Raw genomic sequence first — 20,328 nt, forward strand, 5'->3', positions numbered from 1 at the left:
CGTTTGATTATTGGGGACTAGCCGAGTAGACTCGTCAGCTCCAGTTTGCGCTTTGCAAGTTTGTTTGTCTTTTTAATATTGTAAAGAAAGTTCGATTAACCAAGGGAATGAAATGTTAAAATTTGTTCGTAATATCGCTTCGTATCTATTACTCAGTAGTGTGATTTCTGTGCCGGCTGTTGCAGCTGGTAGCTTAACCTATGATTATATCGGCGCAAGTTACAGTCGTTTGTTGCCGAAAGAGGGTAGCTTAGAGCCTTTTGGTGTGACATATGAAGCCGGCTATCAAATCAGTGAATATTTTTATGTTGCTGCTGCGCACAGCAGGTTAGCGGATAACCTTAATGATTATGAGCTTAAGTTACGGGAAACCGAGTTAATTTTGGGTTTACGGTTACCCACAGGAGCCGCTACAGATTTGTTTGTTGAACTGGGATACCTGGAACAACAGGCTATCGAAACCGGTTGGCGAGTGCGCAACGATATCACAGCAGAAGGCTGGATGGCGAAAACAGGGCTTAATCATGCGCTGAGTGAGCGAGTGGAGTTGTCGATATATCTGAACCACCAGAATAATGACTTTGACCGTGTTACGGCATTTGGTGTCAATAGCCGCCTGCATTTTACACAGACTTTTCAGTTGGTTATAGGTTTTGACGCCGATCCTGATAATCGCCGCGGCAAAGTTGGATTGCATTACGCGTTCTAAGCTCTAACATGTTGTTGTTAAGCAGCCTCGCTCCGCAAAAGCGGGGCTGTTTTGTCTAATCTGCGGCACTGAATCATTTTTTCAGATTAAACCAATCAATTTTAATTATTTTGTCCTTTTTTTTACTTCAACTAGGCTTTACACACTGAGACCCAAGGCGGCGCCGGCATAAGCTGCCGGCTGGGTGTTGACCAGTTTTTAATACTTATCAGGTGTTTAACTTGCGTCGATTTTGGCGCTGTGTAATCCAGAGGTAGACAAAAATGCAAAGTAAAAAAGGTCCTATTTTATCGGCTCTCACCCTCGCGGTAACCCTGGCAATGAGTTCAGGTGCTGTCATGGCGAAAGGCAATATGACTGACAACCAGTTCTGGTGGCCAGAGCAATTAAACTTAGCCCCACTGCGCCAACACAGTATTGAGAATAACCCTTACGGCCCCGGCTATAACTATGCCGAACAGTTTAAAACTCTCGATCTGGCAGCAGTTAAAGCAGATATTGAAACTCTGCTAAAAACTTCGCAGGATTGGTGGCCGGCAGATTGGGGTCACTACGGTCCCTTTATGATCCGGATGGCGTGGCATAGCGCTGGCGTATACCGGATTTTCGACGGTCGTGGCGGTGCCAACGGTGGTCAGCAACGTTTCGAGCCGTTAAACAGCTGGCCGGATAACGCCAACCTCGACAAAGCCCGTCGCCTGCTGTGGCCAATTAAGCAAAAATACGGTAGCAAGATTTCTTGGGCTGACTTAATGGTGTTAACCGGTAACGTGGCGCTGGAATCTATGGGCTTTAAAACCTTTGGTTTTGCCGGTGGCCGTACCGACGATTGGGAAGCGGAAATTGTAAACTGGGGTTCAGAGAAAGAGTGGCTGGACAACAAACGCTATAACGAAAAAGGCGAATTAGCCAGACCGCTGGGTGCAACCCAGATGGGCTTAATTTATGTTAATCCGGAAGGTCCGAATGGCGTACCGGATCCGCTGGCGTCAGCGAAAGAAATTCGTGATACCTTTGGCCGGATGGCAATGACTGATGAAGAGACCGTTGCCCTGATTGCCGGCGGTCACACCTTTGGTAAGGCACACGGTGCGCATAAACCGCAGGATTGTACCGGCAAAGAGCCGGCCGCTGCCGGTCTGGAAGAACAAGGCATGGGCTGGACCAATAAGTGTGGCAAAGGCAATGCTGAAGATACCGTAACCAGCGGCTTAGAGGGCGCCTGGTCTGCTAACCCAACTGCCTGGACTACACAGTATCTGGATAACCTGTTTGCGTTTGACTGGGTACAAACCAAGAGTCCGGGCGGCCATATTCAGTGGATCCCGGCTAATGGTCAGGCTGCCAATCTGGTTCCGGATGCACATATTCCGGGCAAGCGCAGTGCCCCCATTATGTTTACTACTGACATTGCTCTGAAAGAAGATCCGATTTACCGCGAAATCTCGCTTCGCTTTAAAGAAGATCCTAAACAGTTCGAACTGGCCTTCGCTAAAGCCTGGTTTAAACTAACTCACCGCGATATGGGGCCGATCAGCCGTTATCTGGGGACTGAAGTGCCAAAAGAAGCGCTGATTTGGCAAGACCCGATCCCCGCCGTTGATTATAAGCTAATCGAAAGCCGTGATATTAACGCCTTAAAAGGCAAGTTGCTGTCTTCTGGTTTAACGGTGCAACAGCTGGTTAAAACCGCCTGGGCGTCAGCGGCCAGCTTCCGTGGTACCGATATGCGCGGCGGTGCTAACGGTGCCCGTTTACGTTTAGAGCCACAAAAAGACTGGGCCGCCAATGATCCACAAGAGCTGGCACAGGTATTAGCGGTGCTGGAAAAAGTGCAAACTGACTTTAACAAAACCTTACGCGGTGGCAAGAAGGTTTCCCTGGCTGACGTTATCGTGTTAGGTGGTGCTGCTGCGATTGAGAAAGCGGCGAAAGACGCCGGCTTCAACATTACCGTGCCGTTCACTCCGGGTCGTACCGATGCAACTCAGGCACAAACTGATGCTGAGTCTTTTGCAGTACTGGAGCCAAAAGCAGATGGTTTCCGTAACTACTATAGCAGCGATGCCATGTATTCACCGGCTGAAGCACTGGTTGACCGCGCGAATATGCTGACACTGACGGTACCGGAAATGACTGTACTGGTGGGTGGTTTACGGGTGCTGGATGTCAACAGCGGCGGCAGCAAACACGGTGTGTTCACGGATAAGCCAGGCCAGCTGAGCAATGATTTCTTCGTTAACCTGCTGGATATGTCTACCCGCTGGGCGAAAGCTGAACAGGAAGGCTTATACGACGGTTTTGACCGCAAGAGTGGCGAACGTAAGTACACGGCTACGCCGGTTGATCTGGTGTTTGGCTCACACGCTGAACTGCGTGCCGTAGCCGAGGTGTATGCGGCGAACGATGGTAAAGAGAAGTTTGTCCGCGACTTCGTGGCCGCCTGGAACAAGGTGATGACCTTAGATCGCTTTGATCTGAAGAAGTAAACTTAAGCTGATAACCGAGCCCCGCCAAGCGGGGCTTTTTTTAAGGCTAAATCTTTAATACAAAGGTATTGCGGCCGGCCTTCTTGGCGGCATATAAGGCCTCGTCTGCCCGTTTTAACAGCTGCATTGGCGTTTCGCCTTTTTGTTTAACACAGCAACCCAGGCTGATGGTAACGTTGACGGTTTTTTCTGCACCGCTGCTGCCGCGGGCTTTTTTCCCGCTGCTGCTGTCTTTGGGTCGGTTATCGTTACGGATCACCAGCGGGTACTCGGCAACTGCCAGCCGTACTTCTTCCAGTTTTTCTTCCAGCAGCGCTTTTTTATTATGGCCAAATACCAGCGTAAATTCTTCACCGCCATAGCGGTAGGCCGTTAATCCTTTGACCTTGCTAAGAATAGAGCCCAGTAACTTTAATACCTGATCGCCAACGTCATGGCCGTAAGTGTCGTTAAATTTCTTAAAATGGTCGACATCCAGCATACAAATCGCGCTGTTTCGTCCTAAGCGGTTCAGGTGCGCCATCAGCGCGCGGCGCTGCGGCAATTGTGTCAGCTCATCGATATATGCCAGGTGTAACATCTGGAAGGCTAAGGCCAAAAACACCGACAGGCAGGCCGCAACCAGCGTCCAGTTGGCGACAGCAGTACCGGGCGGAATAACCGTGCTAAGTAGCAGGGCCAGCAACAGGCCAAACTCCCCCCAATTGGCCGCCTTCGGTGGTTTTAAGTTAATGGCAATAAGCCATATCCCAGCCAGAATACTGAACCACCAGGCACTCAACCAATTAATCGGGCTTGCTGCCAACACGGGCTGAAATACTATGGCAGGTAACTGCGCTGAGGCCAGCCAGGTTGCCAATGGCAGCTGCTGACTGAGTAACAGCAGTAATGGTGGGCTGATAAGAAGCAACAGCCCGTTGAGTTTAAAAGGTGAGGGTTTAGGTATTAACGCCAGTAGTAGCAACAGGCTGGCGCTAAGCAGCGGCAGACTATTAGCAAACTCCGTCGCGGTTAAGTTGGTTGAGCTGGCAAGCCAGTAATGGGTAGCCAGGATACCAAGCCAGTAAAGCCACTCTGTTTGGCGTAATAACAGTGCCAGTAACAAGACACTGATCAGCGCCAGATAACTGGTTTGCGGAAAGGGGAGTAACTGAAAGAGTGCCAGCTCCGGCGTCAGACCTTGGGCAACCAGTAACAACAGTACGGGCAATAAAATGATCAATGGCACTATGACCTCTTAGCTGTCGCAGGACAGTCTTTTTCTTTATCTGGATCAAAGAAAGGTGAAACATAATTTAGCCGTTATATCTTAACACTCTGGTTTATTAATAGAATTAAAAACCGTTTGCGGCTTACCTCACCCAAATGGGTATTGACGGCGTTCGCTGGACATTATATAACCACACTTAATTTGTGGTTATGTGCCAATAATAAGAACGCCAGCAGGGAGCCGCATGAAACAGAATCTACCCGTAACCAACCGGGAGCAACCCGTACCCGCCGATGCCAATATCCTGTCGACTACCGATTTACAGGGTAAAATCAAATACGTAAATCCCGCTTTTGTTGAGATCAGCGGCTTTGAGCGCGCCGAGCTACTGGGGCAAAACCACCATATTGTGCGGCATCCATCGATGCCGCCGGAGGTATTCCGGCAGTTCTGGCAGCGCATTAAAAGCGGCCAGCCTTGGATGGGAGTGGTGAAAAACCGTTGCAAAAATGGCGATCACTATTGGGTCGATGCCTATGTTACGCCGATAAGCCATGACGGCCAGATTACCGAGTATCAGTCGGTACGCCGTAAAGCTAAACCCGAGCAGGTGCAGCGTGCTGAGCAGGTGTATCAGGCGTTGAATAATGGGCGCAGTTTAAAACAATTAAAACCGGCGCTGTCATTAGGTACACAGTTACTGTTGTTGCTGGTGGTGCCGGTATTGGCCGCGATCTTGTTAGGTTTTTGGTATCCGGCTAGCTATGCACCGACCCTGTTTCCACTGCTGGGCTTAGGCTTGTCGGCCCTGTTGTGCTGGCAATGGCTACAGCCTTTTAAACAATTATGCCAGCAAAGCCGTAACCTGACTGATGATGCTGTCGCGCGTTATGTCTATACCGGGCGCAATGATGATATCGGCCAGTTGCAATTAGTGCTGCGCAGCCTGGAAGCCGAAACCGCCGGCGTGGTCGGGCGGGTCGCCGATTCCGCCAAGGCACTGGCAGCGGGTATTGGCCAACTCACGGATTCCGTTAATGGCTCACGACAGGAAATTCAGGCCCAGTTTGCTGAAACCGAACAGGTGGCCAGTGCGATCCATCAGTTATCGGTAAGTGTGCAGGAGGTGGCTGGCAGTGCCCGCCACTCTTCTGATGCGGCAGATAATGCACTGAGTCAGGCACAAAGCAGTAAAACCGTTACCACGCAAAGCCAGACTGCAGCGACCAATTTACAGCAGCAACTTAGCCAAAGCCAAAAACTGCTGCAGGCGGTAGCGCACAGTAGTCAGGATATTCATCAAATTCTGGAGCTGATTTGCAGTATTGCCGAGCAGACCAATCTGCTGGCGCTGAATGCGGCCATTGAAGCCGCCCGCGCCGGTGATGCCGGTCGCGGCTTTGCAGTAGTGGCTGACGAGGTGCGGCAATTAGCCAGCCGCACGCAAAGTGCCACTACCGATATTCAGCAAAAAATTGCCCGTTTGCAGCAAAGCACCGGCGATGCGGTGGCCGCGCTGGCGCAAAGTCAGCAAGGGGCTCAGCATTGTGCTGAACTCAGTGCCAGTACCGCGCAGCAACTGGAGCAAATTCTGGCGGCAATCCACAGCATTACAGCACAAAACCAGCAGATTGCTGCGGCGGTAGAGCAGCAAAGTTATGTCGCCGAGATGATTAATCAAAATATCACCAGTATCCGCGATCTGGCGAGCCGTAGCCTGAGCAATGCTGAGCATACGGCGTCAGCCAGTGATGAGATGCATGGTGTGACTCAGGGCTTTGATGCGTTAACCCGGCAATTTTGGGCCAAACAGCGCAGCCAGGCATAAGGAGACGTCATGCTGGTATCCGGGCAACAACAGCTACAGCAGTTACTGAATTTGTTCTCTGAAAATGTGCCGGGGTTCTTTTTTCAGCTCTACCGTAAACCCGAGGGCAGTTTTCAGCTGCAACTGGTGTCGGAAAGTGCCGGTAAAGCGCTGGGTATCGCCTTACCACAGCTCGGGCAAGATAGTGCTGCTGCGCTGGCCCGGGTGCACCCGGACGATGTTGATGATCTGCGCGAGACTATTCAGCACTCGGCACAGTACCTTAGCCCCTGGAGTTTACAGTTCCGCTATCAGCACCCGGCAGGCGACTATCGCTGGTTTGAAGGCAATGCTACCCCACGGCGCGATGCCGAGGGCGGGATCCTCTGGCATGGCTATATCAACGATATTAGCAGTATCCGCCAGAATGAGCTGGCACTGGCTGAATACGCCAGTCAGCACCGCGAAATTGTCGATAACATTATCGATGCCATCATTACCATTAATGAAGCCGGACTAATTGAAACCTTTAATAATGCAGCGGTACGGATTTTTGGCTATCAGCCACAGGAGGTGATTGGCAAAAATGTCTCCATGCTGATGCCAGAGCCTTATCGTAGCGCTCATGATCATTATATCGATGCTTATCAACGCACCGGCGAGGCGAAGATTATTGGCCAAAGTCGCGAGACGAAAGGGCAGCGTAAAGATGGGCGCTTGTTCAATATGGAGCTGAGGATCAGCCGCATTCAGCGGGTTGATAGCTATAAATTTATTGGCATGGTACGCGATCTGTCAGAGCGTAAACGGGCTGAAGTGCTGATCGAGAAACTGGCGTTTTATGACCCTTTGACCCAACTGCCGAACCGCCGCCTGTTAAAGCAACGTCTGGCGGAAACCCTGAAGCAACGCCAGCCGGGCCAGGAGCTGGGGGCCTTGTTATATATTGATTTGGATAACTTTAAACACTTGAACGATTCGCTGGGGCATGGCACCGGTGATCAGTTGTTACGCCAGGTCGCCAGCCGTTTGCAGCAGAGCGTACGGCAGCATGATTTGGTGGCGCGTTTAGGCGGCGATGAGTTTATTATTCTGCTACACAATCTCTCGCCGGTGCGGCAGGTCGCGTTGCAGCAGGCCGAGTTGGTTGCCGAGAAAGTGCGCACGGCGCTGAATACCCCTTTTAAGTTGGAGCAGCTCAGTTATGTCAGTAGCCCCAGTATCGGCATTACGCTGTTTTCAGATGATAACAACTCGATAGACGAATTATTGCAGCAGGCTGATTTAGCGATGTATCAGGCGAAAGCTGCTGGCAAAAATATGATTAAGTTCTTTGATGTTGCGATGCAGGTCAAAGCCTCTGAGCGCACCCGGCTGGAAAGCGAGCTGCGCGAAGCGATCAAACGGCAACAATTACAGTTGTACTTTCAGGGGTTGCATGATGGTCAGGGTAAATTATTAGGGGCCGAGGTACTGCTACGCTGGTTTCATCCGGAATTAGGTACGGTCAGTCCGGCGGTATTTATTCCCATCGCCGAAGAGAGCGGGCTGATCTTTGAAATTGGTAGCTGGGTGATCGAACAAGCATGCCGGCAGCTGGCGATCTGGACTGAAAGCAAACAGGCCTTGCAGCTTAAATTATCGGTTAATATCAGTGCGCGGCAATTTCACCAGGAAAACTTTTTACCTCAGGTGATTCAGACATTAGAGCGCTACGGTGTGGCCCGCAACCGGCTGCAGTTTGAGCTAACCGAAAGTATCCTGGTATCAAGGGTGGATGAAGTGGTGGCGAAGATGAATCTGCTGAAAAACTATGGCGTTGCCTTTGCGCTGGATGACTTTGGCACCGGCTATTCGTCGCTAAGTTATTTAAAGCGGTTACCCTTGGAGCAGCTGAAAATCGACCGCAGTTTTGTTGATGATATTTTAAATGACCCGAACGATGCCGCCATTGCCAGTACTGTGATAGCGTTATCTGAGGCTCTGGGGCTGGGCGTTATCGCTGAGGGCGTAGAAACCGCCGCGCAGCGTGATGCGTTAGCCGCACTGGGCTGTTATCATTATCAGGGTTTCTATTTTAGCCGGCCGTTGCCGGGGCAGGATTTCGTCGCGATGCAACAACAGGCTCAGTTACACTGAGCCGGTTTAAGTTGTTTAGCGTTGCAACATAAAAGTTTGATATTCCAAATGATTGAACTGACGATTCACCATTATCAAGCCGAGCAGTGTGGTAATCAGCATCGATACCGCGAAACCATAGCCATAAAACGCCAGCCCCAGCTGAATCGACAGCTGGCTGAGCAGCAAGTTGGTGATCGCCATGACCAGAATTAATGCTAAAGCCTGATAACGTTTATCCAGATAAAACATCACGTTTAAGATTGCCATCACCAATACCTGCAACGATACCCCGACTAAATCGACATAGAGCAAGTGTAGGTAGGCCAGGTCAATTTTCAGCAGCAACAGAATTTCCTCACTCCACAGTAGCAACATGGCTAAGGTCAGACCCTGAATTTTAAAGATCTGATACAGACTGTTTTTACAGGCCAGCACCATTTTATCTTTTAACAGAAAAATCGCTTCCAGGGTGCCGCCTTCGCGCACGGTTTTATAGAACTGTTCATTAGCGGCAGCAAAATCGGTTTCCATATGCAGCATAAATACCGCCATACCGGGAATGATTGCCAGGTAGGCGATAAAGATCGGTAAATCGTAAATATAGGAAGCACGGAAAATATCAATAACGGTAAAGGACACCTCAGTGGTGAACCAGAATACGAACTTATCCACCCAAACCCCGAGGTTATAAAATAAGCCACACAGCGCCAGCGAAATAAACGCATGCCGTCGTTTTAAAAATTCAAAGGCAACGAGTTGCTGTGACGGATAATTGCGCAGCACAAAAAACAGCAGCGTGAAGGTAATCAGTGCCTGCGCAGTGGCAAAAATAACCAGCAAACCCAGCAAGCCGAAAGGAGGCAGCAACCAGGCTGCCAGTACCATCAGGCCATAGCCACCGAGCAGTGTTAACACAATGCGGTAGTATTGTTTCATGCCGCTGAGGAACACAATAATCAACCACAGATTACACAGCACCACAAAGGCGGCTAACATGGTCATTTTAAGGGCGGCCGGCAGTGCCGAAACGACCAGAATGCTGCCGCCTAACAGCGTGCCAAGCAAGGAAGTGATTAACATACACCCCAATAAATTTGGGGTGACTTTATGCCCTTCGTTCTGAAATAAACGGTCGGAAATAAAACGGGTTAGCAATAACTGAAACAGACCGCTTAAAATCAGTGAGCCGGCCATCATATAGGTTACCAGCACCAAGAACTGAATAATCAAGTCGGTCGGAAACACCCGGCCGATGCTCAAAATACCAATTAGCATTAGTGCCAGGATCGAGAGGACCCACGGACCCGAACCGATAATCGCGGCCAGGCCGTAAGCTTCCAGGTAGGAAAGCAGGGTATTCTTTTTTAAGATGTTCCGAAGCTCGAAGCCTATGCCTGCCATGTCAGAAAGGTCTCATATAATTGGTTATAGCGATGAAACATAAAGTGCTCCTGGTAGTAGAGCTCGACGCGACGATAGCCGACATCACTCATCTGCTGCCAGTGTGCTGTATCGCTCAGTAGCTTTAGCATGGCGCTGCATGCCTGGTTAGGATTCGCAATACTAATCACGTAACCACAGCGGCCAAGGGCCTTATCCTCTGGTTGCATTCCTTCGATAATTTCGCGGCAGGAGCCAACATCCGTCGCGATACAGGGTACGCCTGCGGCCATCGCTTCTAACAAAACCAGCGGTTGCGCTTCACTGATAGAAGTCAGCATACAGACGCCCAACTGCGGCATAATTTCAGCCACATTCTGCATCCCCAGGAATTTTACGTGCTGGCCTAGTGCTAAGCTGTTTATCAGCAGCTCACATTCTTTAACATAGATCGGATCCTCATCAGCCGGGCCGATAATCCAGCCCTGAATTTCAGGATCATGGTTAATCGCAACCCGCATACTACGGATAAAGGTTTTAATATCTTTGATTGGTACTACCCGGCCAATTAATCCCACGACTTTGGGGGGTGTTTGGCTGCGGCTGGCCCGGGCCTGAGTAAACCGTGCCAGATTAATGCCATTGACAATGATTTCGGTTTTGGCCTGATCGGCGCCATCTTTAATTTGACGCTGTTGGTTACCCTGGTAGAGCGCAGTGATGTGGTCGGCGCTACTGTAGGCAGTGCGGCCTAGTTGCTCAAAAAAGCTAATCCAGGTTTGCCGGGTTTGCTCCATTTTTTTGTGGATACTGGTGTCAAGGGCAAAGCGTCGATCCTGGATCCAACTGGCCTGGGTTAGATCAATTTTACGCTCTTTGGTATAGATACCGTGTTCGCTTAGCAGATAGGGTGCCTGTTGGCGCTGCTTCAGTAAGGCACCCAAAAAGCCGGCATAACCTGTGGAGATACTATGGAACATCCTGGCCGGAGGTACCTTATTGGCAATTTTTACCAAATTAAACAGGGGCGTGTAGATATTGCGGAAGGTCCAGAAGAAATCGACAAAAGACTGGTTTTCTGCTTGCTCGAAGTAAAGATCCACCAAAACTTGCCATGATGACTCGCTGTATAAGAAGTCTTCATAGGTCAGGCCGTGACGCTGGCCAAGTTGGGTTAGCATCAGCTGAAGCTGTTCCGTACTTAGCGGCTGCTTCGACAGATTAAAGCGCTCTAATACTTGTTGCCACATAGTAAAGGCTTGGGTATTACCCAGTCTGGCACGAGGGGGCTGCAGCGAGTCGCGCTCCATAATATAGTGAGTTTCCAGCCCCAGCACATTATCAGGCAAAGGATAGTGTTGCTTACCATAGGCGTCGCGGGTTCCACCGAGAAAGACCAGATAGAACGAATAATGCGGTAAACCACTAATCAGCTGGTGTACCCAGCTGGATACGCCGCCCCGCACATAGGGATAGGTACCTTCCAGTAATAAACAAATATCAGCTTGCTGCACGGCGCCAGTACTCCTTCAGCTCATTGATCATAGTGTTTTGGCCGGTCGGCACGGCTTGTAGCAAAGTGGCAATTTCCTGATAACGCTGTTCGGCAAACAGGATCTCCGCCAGGTAAGGGGTAACCTGCTTCACCAGCAGGCCATCCTGCTGTGCTTTGATTAAGTGTTCACGGGCTGCCGCATACTGTTGTTGCTCTAACAGAATACGGCCGAGTTTTAGCTCCATTCCGGGGTTCGGTGCCAGTTTCAGTGCCTGTTCCAGATAATGCTGTGCTTGCTCCAGATAAAAGCTGCGGATAGGTCCCTCTGCGATACCGAGGTAACAGAGTTCCCAATAGTTTTCAGCAACGCGGTGTAATAGTTCTGCTGACGGCGTTTGCCGAATTTTTTGCTGCAGTGAGGCGATTTTGTTGTTTAGTGTAAACTCAATTTTCTCGATTGCGGCATAGGCCAGTAAGCGGATATCGTCACTGCGATCGGTGAGTGCCAGTTTTAATAACGGCATAGCAACCTGAGGTGGCAGAAACCGACAAGAGTTAGTGGCCATTAAGCGTTTTTCATCTGACGGGTTGAATAACAGGATGTCTTTTAACGCCGCATACCCATATTGATTGGTTTCTAATTGCTCCGGGTGGATCGGGAGTTCCAGACTATGGGTACGTTGCCACAGATTTTTGGCCTCTGGTTTAGGAAAGTACAGCGCCAGCAGAAAAATGCTCGCCAGACCCAGGATCCCCAACACTGGAATACAGAAAGCGAGAGTAAAGATAAATAACAAAGCTGGCGCAACTGGTCGCTTTAATCGCAGCGGTAACACCAACCAGCACAGTAGTGTAAAACTGGCCGCCGCCAGACCATGGCTGCAGAAATAACCCAGCCATTGCAACCAGTCCAGTTGCTCATTACCCAGCAGGTAAAGGCTGCCGAGTTCAAACAGCAGGGTTTGCAGTGTCAGCCAGGTCTTCATCGTATGCGCCTAATTCATTTAACAACTGCTCAATTCTGGTTTGATGGGCAGAGAGCAACAGCGGTCCGGTCAGAGCCAGTTCGTTATCTTCAAAACGGGCATGACTGCGTAAAATCGCTTTTACCCGTTCGATAAATTGCTTAGCTTCCATTAGCGTTGTCATTGGTAATAACACGCAAAGTGCCTGGCGTTGTTCTGTCGTTTGACAAGACCAGTAAATATCAGCACCGCGCCGATAGTCAGTAACCTGATGCAGTGGCAACTGCTGGGTGCTGCTGAGATCGGTAAAGACCACCAGCGTACTGTCTATGCCATAGCGCCGGATGTATTGCCGCTGGTTTTCCAGATAATTGCGGAACAGCTGGCGCTGTTCTGGTTTCAGAATAGGGACTAAAACCTCATTAGCCATAAAATTCGCAATATAGCCGGATAAAAGTGCAATCAGCGCAATATTCGCTTCGGTGAGTTGTACAAATTTAATCTTTTCAGCCAGTACCACGCCTTGCAATTCACCATGTAAATCGACCAGCGGAATGGCAAGTTGGTACTGCAGATGACTTTGCTGCAACAGATCGGCAGGTGACAGCAGGGCTTTGCTTTGCCAGAGATCGGTGAGCATGGGGTCGTCAGCGACCAAGCGGTGTTGGTTGCCGATAGTAGCAAGTGGTGTAGGATCCAGCTTGCCATTATTGACGCGATAAAGGCCGGCTTGATAGAGCGTGATAATTTCAGTCATCAGCTGCAGACTACGCTCAGCCAGTTTTACCGGGCGTTCGCCAGCCGCTACCAGCGTTTCCTGTTGCAGCAATTGAATGCCGGTGCGTAAACTCATTTGTTTCCCAGCGACCCGCTGTTCAAGCTGGTCGTGCGAAACTTTTAATAAATGGTAGTTTTGGGTAAAGCTTTTTAGCTTTTGCTCCATGTAGCGGTGGTTTAGCTCGAAGCGTTCATTGATATCATGCCAGTGATCGCGGAATTCACCGACCAGCATCGTCATCATGGCCGTGCCAACGGCGACCGGCATACTCAGCAAGTAAGGCTGGCCATATGAAGTTTGCCACACTGAAAAGCCAATCAGCAGCAAAATAAAACTCATGATGCCGCGACCAAAGCCATAACGCAGCGCAATCAGAATCGGGCCCAACATGGGCCAAAAAAAGTATTGTTGCGGGACATCGTATTCGAGGCTGGCTTGGTACACCCAAATCAACATGGCCGCTACAGTTACCAGCAACAACTCAAACCAGGCAAAGAGTTGGTGGTCGCTACCGAATAATAATCGGCGTAATAAGGCACTGCCGCCACGTTGTTTGAGTTGACTCATGGTGCTGTTAGTCCCAGTTCAGGTTAGCGGTAAGCTTGCGTAGTGACGTCAGACCAAGCTGCGATAAGGATTCCCGGCCCCAACCACTTTTTGCGATCGAACCGCGCCATAATACCTGGCCGTTCAGATCGCTTAACTGCAGGGTGACACCAACTGCTGGCTCGCCATCTAAGCCATATTTGTATTGCCATTCCTGCACGGCACCCTGCAACACATACCCCTGACGCTTACTGGCCAACCAGGCTTGGGCTTCAGCTTGCCGTTGCTCGGGCTCAATACTGGCTTGCAGATCGTTAACTTTGCTGGTGGGGTAAAGCTCGACCCGGATGCCGGCATCCGCCAGCACAGACGCTAACAGTTGCTCAACCTGCGCCTGCGCCATTGGCATCGTTGATTGGTTGCTTAGCGGCATAATATACAGCACCTGACTTTTGTCCAGCTTAGGGCTGGGACTGCTCATTTGACTGGCGCAGCCAGTCAGCAGTAAAAACATAACAACGATTAGCGCTCTCACAGTCTTCTCCTACAGTTAAAAATCGATAAAGTAGCCCAGGCTAAAACTCAGACTTTCCCGGCCAAGGGGATCCGCGCTTTGCCAGTTACTTTTAATAAAGAGTTCGTCATTTCCCAGCAGCCTGATGCCAAGACCAAAGCTCAGCGCGTAATCAACATTGTCGGTGACCAGGTTGTAGCCAACGGCGGTGTCGAGGAAGTAGCGATAGTGCGGTTGCTGCGGGCCTGGCTCACCCACCTGACCGCGTGCCCATTGTTGACCAATCGCCAGTCTTTGGTAACGCTCTGTCAGAAAATCCAGTGCCGTGTAGCTGTTGCCGGTGTAGTTACTGAGTGCGGTAAAGTCGGTAGCTGCCAGCCGATTGGTTTGCCAGTCATATTGCGTGTACCAACGCCAGTTCGGCGTTTGCAGCAGCTGATAACTGTATTGCAGTTGTAGCTGCCGTTGCTGGCCAATAGACTCATTAAAATCGGTAGCAAAGCGGCTAACCGCCAGGCTGCCACTTAGGCTGTGCACCCGATCGAATTGCCATCGCGGCTGCCATTCCAGTCGGTCTTCGTGGCCCAATAAATACAGATTACGACTTTGTTCGCTGGGCATCTGATGGCGTAACCGCAAGCTGTGTGACAGCCGGTAGGCATTATCCCAACTAAGTACGGCTTGCTGGCCATGCTGCAGTTGGTTGGCACGCTGGCGCACTAACCAGTTAAGTTGTAACTGTAAGGCGTTATCCTGCACAGAGGTGAGCCAACTAAAATGTCCGCTTTGGTTACGATAGCCCGTCAGTAAAGGACCCGGCGTGTCGCCCGCTTCATGTTGTAACTCCAGTCGCCACTGGCTATCGGCGTAAGGTTGGTAGTAGCGCAGCTCGCGGCGTGAGAAATCCCAACTGGCATGTTCGGTGACAGTGGCCCGCCAGCCATGGCTGCGCAGCGGATGCAAATTGGCGGCTAATCTTAGCAGCGGTGCCCGTTCGGCAACACTAAGCTGGCCATTTGCATAGCGTTCAGCCAGATTCCAGGCCGCATCCCGATCGCCAATTTCGGCCAGCGCACTGGCACGTTCCAGAGGCGTCAGCGTGACTGAGCCATAGGCCAGCGCCCGCACTGCCAATTTATCCTGCTTAGCCAGAGCCAGCGTAAGTGACAGCGTATCATTAATCGCCTGTCCCTGTTGTTGCAGCTGTTGCTGCCAATACTGTAGTGCTGCCAGATTATTGCGCAAGGTGCCTGCAGCAAGCGGGTTTAAGATCTGACTACTGGGTTGCTGCTGCAGTTGTTGCAGTAACTCTGCAGCAGCAACGGCGGGCGCCAGTAAGCTCGCGACCAGACTTTGATAACTGAGCTCTGTGTTTGGATCCTGACGCAAGGCGGTGCTATGTTCGCGAACCACTTGCCAGCGTAATTGCTGTGCCAGCGCCAGATCACCAAAACGTTCTGCCAGCAAGGCAAAGTTAAGTTTATCGGCGGCGGCGACCTCAGGATGAGCGGCCAGCAGTTGTTGCCAGTAGAGCGCTTGCTGAAACTGCCCCAGCCGTTCTGCCATCGCGGCCAGTAGCCGCAGTTGATTGGCTTCGCTGCGCGCTTGCCGTTGCAGCTGCGGATATAACTGACGTAACCAGCTCTGATCGCTGGTGGTCAGTGCAAGCCAACCCGCATTGCGCCACTCTGACGTTAGCTCTGGATAGGCTTGCAGTATTTGCTGTAGCTGCTGTTTGGCCAGGGTGTAGTCTTGTTGCTGTAAGGCGACAAAAATCCGCAGCTGTTGCGTTTCCGGATTATTATCGGTTGCATGATATTGCTGCAACATCGCCGCCGCTTTGGCAAAAAGGGCGTCATCTGCGGTGCTGCTGGCATGATTCAGGATCGCCGATAAAATATTCAGCGCCTGAGTTTGTTGGTACAGTTGCCACAAAAACTCGAGGTCGGCACTGCTCATGGCGCTATGGGTTTCAACTGCCAGAAAGGTATCCAGTTCGTTATCAGTGCGCAGCAATAATTGCTGCTGATAGTAGCGCTGCAGCGGCAGATTCGCGGTATAGCGTGCCAGCTCCAGTTGCGAACTTAATTGGGCAGTACTCATTGTTTCCGGCGTACTGTATTGATGCAAAATTTGCAGTGCCGTCTCGGGTTGACCAACGCTGATAAACGCCTGGGCAAACCAGTTTAGTTGCGGAGTGCTCAATGGTTCGGTATTGGCAACTTGTGGCCAGAGGGCGGTTACTTGCTGCGGTTGGCCGGTAAACAGATAAAACCGGGCCAGTTGGGCGGCCAGCCCGGCTTGTTGTGGTCGGAGCCGGTACAGCTGCTGCAGCTTTTGTAAGGTAACAGCAGCACCATAAGCCTTATCCGTGGCATCGATAAAGGTGTCGAATTCGGCCGGTGTCAGTCCGGTTTGCCGGGCCAGGATGGTATAAAAATCGGCCAGTGCCGCTAAGTCACTCTCTGCCATCGCATCGGCAATAGCTTGTCGTACCGTGCCCTGATCCTGAGTTTGTTGTAGCAGGCGCTTGCTAAGTCGCAGTGCGGCCGTGGTATCTTGTTGCCAGCGGTAATATTGATGTAGTTGCCGGTCTACCGCCTGACTGGGTTGCTGTTGACTGACTAATTCCAGATAGTGCGTTGCTTTTGCGATTTCGCCAGTGGCGGCAAAGAGTTCGCTTGCTTGCAGCCAGTCTGCGGTATCGCGGCTAGTCGCGGCTTTTCGATCAGCAAAGGCGGCGGCTTGCTGTACGTCATTACTGCGCAGTGCCAGGCCAATCAGGTATTGTAAACAGGCGGCATCGCACGGTGCAGTCTGCAGATGTTGTGTTGCCAGGCGCAGTGCGAGTTGTCCTTGCTGCTCTTGTTCTAATAGGGGCAGTAATTGCAGCAACGTCTGCTGGCTGGGCTCCAGCTGATAAAGCGCAGTCGCCTGCCGTGCCGCCTCGTCTGTGGCGTTGGCTTGTAATGCCAACGCCAGCAACTCTGCCGGATCTTGCGCGGGTAATGTCTTGCGGATAGCTAAGGCCAGTGCCGGCTCGCCCAGTTGCAGCGCGTAGTCTGCCAATTGCTGTTTTTGGCTAACGGGCAGGGTGAGAGGCAGTTGCTGTAAATAGCTAAGCAGGGTAGCGCGGGCTGCAGCATCTGTCTGGCTTAAATTCAGTAACAACTGGGTATAGAGTTGATGTGCGGTTAACCATTCAGGTGTTTGATCGAATTTTGCCAGTGGCGACAAACTCTCAATGCCCCGTTGCGGTTGCGCCAATTTCTGATATTGCTGTGCCAAAGCCAAATCCAGGGTCGGAGAACTCTGATCGCTCCTTAGTACCTGGATAAAGGCAATCGCCACAGTCGGATCTTCAGTTTTCTCCAGCAGGGAAACTAGTAGATTAGTGTTTGGCTTCAACAGCCACAATAGCGTCAGTGTGACCAGTGTCAGCGTAAACAAAGTCCGCCGGTTTACTAATTCAATACGTTTGCCAACCCGTTGGTTTATTCTTTCTAACGGCCTCATTGCAATACTTCACTACCTGATTGCGGGCAGCGCAGCTGCAGTTGAACGGTAGCCGGTTCGGCGGTGCTAAGTTGGAAAGTGTCGGCCTGACGGCTGAGCTTTAACGCAGGACTTTGGCTGATAATCTGACAACCGGCTACCTGCCGCAGCTCAGCCTGCAGCGGTACGTGGCTTTGCAGTTCCAGCCAGAGATCATTAGCGTCAAGCCGCCACTCTTGCACTATGGCGTTGGCGTGTTGCAAGTAAGGGCGGCCTTGCAGATGTTGTTGATTAGAGGCCGGCATTAATTCCACCACCGCAGCACCCAGCGTGGCATACCAGCCATCGGGCCCTTGGGTAACGCCGGCAATACCCCGGCTTAGCGGCGACAGATAAAGATCCCCGGGCAGGCGCAAGCTACGCACACCCGTACTGCGCACCCGAAACCCAGGGCCGCTCAGGTGATAAGCCATGCCGGTTTCATACAAACTATGGGCACGCTGTGCAAATTCACTCAGGTAAAGCGGCGTAAAGGCCTGACGCATCGCCCACTGATACAAATAATCCAGGGCACCCAATGAACTGGGGTACATGCCGGAGTACATATGATAGTAAATGCTGACGGGCTTTAAACGGCGGGGGGAGCCCAACTGCTCAAAGGTTTCCGTGACTCGGGCAAAGCCGCTGAAATTTTCGGTCCAGAGTTCGGTGTAGAGGTTTTCATTCATCACTGGCGCGTAAACCTGTACCGCACCGGGATACCAGTTGATATGCGGAGACACCTGAGCGTAGGAGAAGTTATCGTTTAGTACATAGGTGTTACCACCATTGACATTCTGTAGTCCGAGCGCTGAAGTGCGGGCAATAATATCGGGCGTGGGATTCGCCATGCCGGACCAAAGGTATACCTTTACGGCCTTATCGGGTGGTGCCAGCTGTCGGTTGATATAGGCGACGCTGCCAGCCACTTCACGGTCGTAGTCAAGTTGATAATCCGGCACAGGGAGCGCATCACCATAGAGCTTTTCCCGAGCCGATACCCGCGGATCCCAGAAAAACGGATGACTGAATGTATGGGACGCCATTTCGACATGCGGTAGCCGGAAGATTTGACGGGCAATGTCTTCCAGTTTAGCCGCATGCTGCGGATAGAGACCATGCGGCGCGACTTCGGCTTCTACCACTGAAACGGTATGGGGCAGTGGATATTGACGTAAAATACGTTGGTAAATAGCATCGCCGGCAAAGGGTTTACCGGGCAGCCAGGCAACGGACGGGAAGCCATCACCATCAATATGGGCGGTCAGGATCCGCTGGCCTGACTCAGTGGTCAGATCCGGTACCGGTAACGCCGGAAGCTGTAGTAAAGGTAGCAGGTAGTCGAAAGGATCCAGCATCCAGCGCAGGCGATCACCGACCAGCTCCTGTAAATGTACCGGAGCCAGCACTGCACCACCCCAGGGCGCTTTGATTACTGCGGCGCCAACCGCCCCCTGACTATCGGTAAGGCTAACTAAGATGTCGAGCTCGGGATTAGTACTGACATAACGTGGAAAACGGGTACCGGAGGCGGTGGGCAACGGATAGAGCATAGTGCTGCTGGCCGTTAATCGCCCGCTGTAAAAACCTTCCTGCTGGATACCCAGTTGTTGCAGCAAGCCGCTATCACTAGGCAAGGTACCAACAAATACGGTTGGGATTTGTGGTACCAGCCGTTGGACTAATTGGGTAACCCGGGCGTCCTGATAATTGGCATCCGGCAGATCGATAGCCGCAGCGGCATACAACTGCAGCGGAAACTGCGCCGGGTCAAGCTGGCGGAAGTTCAGGCAATCCGGTACATAGCCGGCATACTCAATCAGCATCGACAAATAGCGGTGACAACGGGACTGTTTTTTCGGACTGGCGTCACCGTCGTATAACCCTAATACCCGGCGTCGTACCGGGTAATGTAATGACACACCATGCTGGCGTAACAAACCATCGGCAATATAGGGGGTAAAGCCCTGCGCCAGGATTTGTTGGGCTGCCTTAAGGCGCAGCGGCAGCTCGTCGGGTAGGTAATCCAGTACTATTGCTTCGATACCCTGCTGCTGCACCTGACGCAGTTGCGCACTAAGCCAGGCAATATCCTCTGCACTCTGTTGCGTATAGCGGTCAGTGCTGACATCGTAGCCGTGGAACAGTGACTCAGCGACGACGGCAACCGGTGGTTTACGCAGGGCCGGCAGGATGTCAAAACCACGATTTAGGATCAATTGGGAACTGATCTCGGCTAACTGGTCGAGTAGTTGGCGTAGCGCATCCTGTTGCGCATTATGTTGTGAAGCATTCGCCAGGCGGAAGCTATCGAGGGTATCGAGAAATAGGCCGTCGAAACCACGGTCATGCAGTTGCTGCGCGCTTTGCCGTAAGTATTGTTGCCAGGCGGGATGCTGCAAATCCATCACCAACGATTGCCAGGCGCTATTTTCGGTAAGCTGGGCATTGGGTAGGGTAGCGGCAAGTTGCGGATTGGCTTCGCCAACACTTAAGTACGCAAAAACCTGCACCTGAGCCTGTTGTAGTTGTTTTAGTTGAGAGTCAGATAACGCTTCTGGCGTGACAACAACCCGGTCATAACTTAATAATTCCCGGACTGAGTCGATACTTTGATAGTAAAAGGCGATAGAGCGCTCTGGCGATTTCGCGACAACTGGGCGATTAATGCCAAACAATAAGCCACATAGTAGCAGGCAGAGCCAGAACGCACGCCTCGAAGAGGCAGTGTGATCGAAAAGGCGGCGAGACGCTGCAAGCAAACGCATTAGAATGAATCA

General features: G+C 51.4%; 12 protein-coding genes. 4 read left to right on the top strand and 8 right to left on the bottom strand.

Annotated features, from left to right (window positions below; translation table 11 throughout):
• The first annotated feature begins 112 nt into the window (after window positions 1–112).
• A complete protein-coding gene (locus AGRI_RS12735) occupies window positions 113–709 on the top strand; it encodes an outer membrane beta-barrel protein (RefSeq protein WP_008985314.1) in 597 nt (198 codons plus the stop codon).
• A 320-nt stretch (window positions 710–1,029) separates the two neighbouring features.
• Window positions 1,030–3,198: a catalase/peroxidase HPI gene (gene katG, locus AGRI_RS12740; RefSeq protein ID WP_420169881.1), complete on the top strand. Its 2,169-nt coding sequence runs from the start codon at window positions 1,030–1,032 to the stop codon at window positions 3,196–3,198.
• Between the two features lie 46 nt (window positions 3,199–3,244).
• On the opposite strand, the gene AGRI_RS12745 is transcribed toward katG, so the two are convergent.
• Window positions 3,245–4,426 carry a GGDEF domain-containing protein gene (locus AGRI_RS12745; protein WP_008985316.1) on the bottom strand — a complete coding sequence of 394 codons (1,182 nt, stop codon included), beginning with the start codon at window positions 4,424–4,426 and terminating at the stop codon, window positions 3,245–3,247.
• A 226-nt stretch (window positions 4,427–4,652) separates the two neighbouring features.
• On the opposite strand from AGRI_RS12745, the gene AGRI_RS12750 reads away from it, so the two are divergent.
• Together AGRI_RS12750 and AGRI_RS12755 are read left to right on the top strand one after the other, a co-directional pair.
• Window positions 4,653–6,236, top strand: a complete 1,584-nt coding sequence (locus AGRI_RS12750; RefSeq protein WP_008985317.1) for a methyl-accepting chemotaxis protein — start codon at window positions 4,653–4,655, stop codon at window positions 6,234–6,236.
• Between the two features lie 9 nt (window positions 6,237–6,245).
• A complete protein-coding gene (locus AGRI_RS12755) occupies window positions 6,246–8,354 on the top strand; it encodes a putative bifunctional diguanylate cyclase/phosphodiesterase (protein ID WP_008985318.1) in 2,109 nt (702 codons plus the stop codon).
• Window positions 8,355–8,369: 15 nt separating this feature from the next.
• Here AGRI_RS12755 and pelG read toward each other — a convergent pair whose 3' ends face one another.
• The 7 genes from pelG to AGRI_RS12790 are packed head-to-tail and all read right to left on the bottom strand — an operon-like array spanning window position 8,370 to window position 20,226.
• Complete coding sequence (gene pelG / locus AGRI_RS12760) at window positions 8,370–9,737, bottom strand: exopolysaccharide Pel transporter PelG (RefSeq protein WP_008985319.1); 1,368 nt, start codon at window positions 9,735–9,737, stop codon at window positions 8,370–8,372.
• Window positions 9,725–11,230, bottom strand: coding sequence for a GT4 family glycosyltransferase PelF (gene pelF, locus AGRI_RS12765; protein ID WP_008985320.1), 1,506 nt, complete (start codon window positions 11,228–11,230; stop codon window positions 9,725–9,727). The genes pelG and pelF overlap by 13 nt, the downstream gene beginning before the upstream one ends.
• Window positions 11,217–12,197: a tetratricopeptide repeat protein gene (locus tag AGRI_RS12770; protein WP_008985321.1), complete on the bottom strand. Its 981-nt coding sequence runs from the start codon at window positions 12,195–12,197 to the stop codon at window positions 11,217–11,219. Before AGRI_RS12770 ends, pelF begins: the two co-directional genes overlap by 14 nt.
• Window positions 12,160–13,521, bottom strand: coding sequence for a PelD GGDEF domain-containing protein (locus AGRI_RS12775; protein WP_008985322.1), 1,362 nt, complete (start codon window positions 13,519–13,521; stop codon window positions 12,160–12,162). Before AGRI_RS12775 ends, AGRI_RS12770 begins: the two co-directional genes overlap by 38 nt.
• A 7-nt stretch (window positions 13,522–13,528) precedes the next feature.
• Entirely contained in the window at window positions 13,529–14,035 is a 507-nt protein-coding gene (locus AGRI_RS12780) for a hypothetical protein (RefSeq protein ID WP_008985323.1), read from the bottom strand.
• A gap of 15 nt (window positions 14,036–14,050) precedes the next feature.
• On the bottom strand, window positions 14,051–17,530 hold the full coding sequence (locus AGRI_RS12785) for a tetratricopeptide repeat protein (RefSeq protein WP_008985324.1): 3,480 nt from the start codon (window positions 17,528–17,530) through the stop codon (window positions 14,051–14,053).
• Window positions 17,527–20,226, bottom strand: coding sequence for a bifunctional glycoside hydrolase/polysaccharide deacetylase family protein (locus tag AGRI_RS12790; RefSeq protein WP_050979303.1), 2,700 nt, complete (start codon window positions 20,224–20,226; stop codon window positions 17,527–17,529). The genes AGRI_RS12785 and AGRI_RS12790 overlap by 4 nt, the downstream gene beginning before the upstream one ends.
• Window positions 20,227–20,328 lie beyond the last annotated feature (102 nt).

Origin of the sequence: Alishewanella agri BL06 (assembly GCF_000272005.1) — a bacterium.
Lineage (GTDB): Bacteria > Pseudomonadota > Gammaproteobacteria > Enterobacterales > Alteromonadaceae > Alishewanella > Alishewanella agri.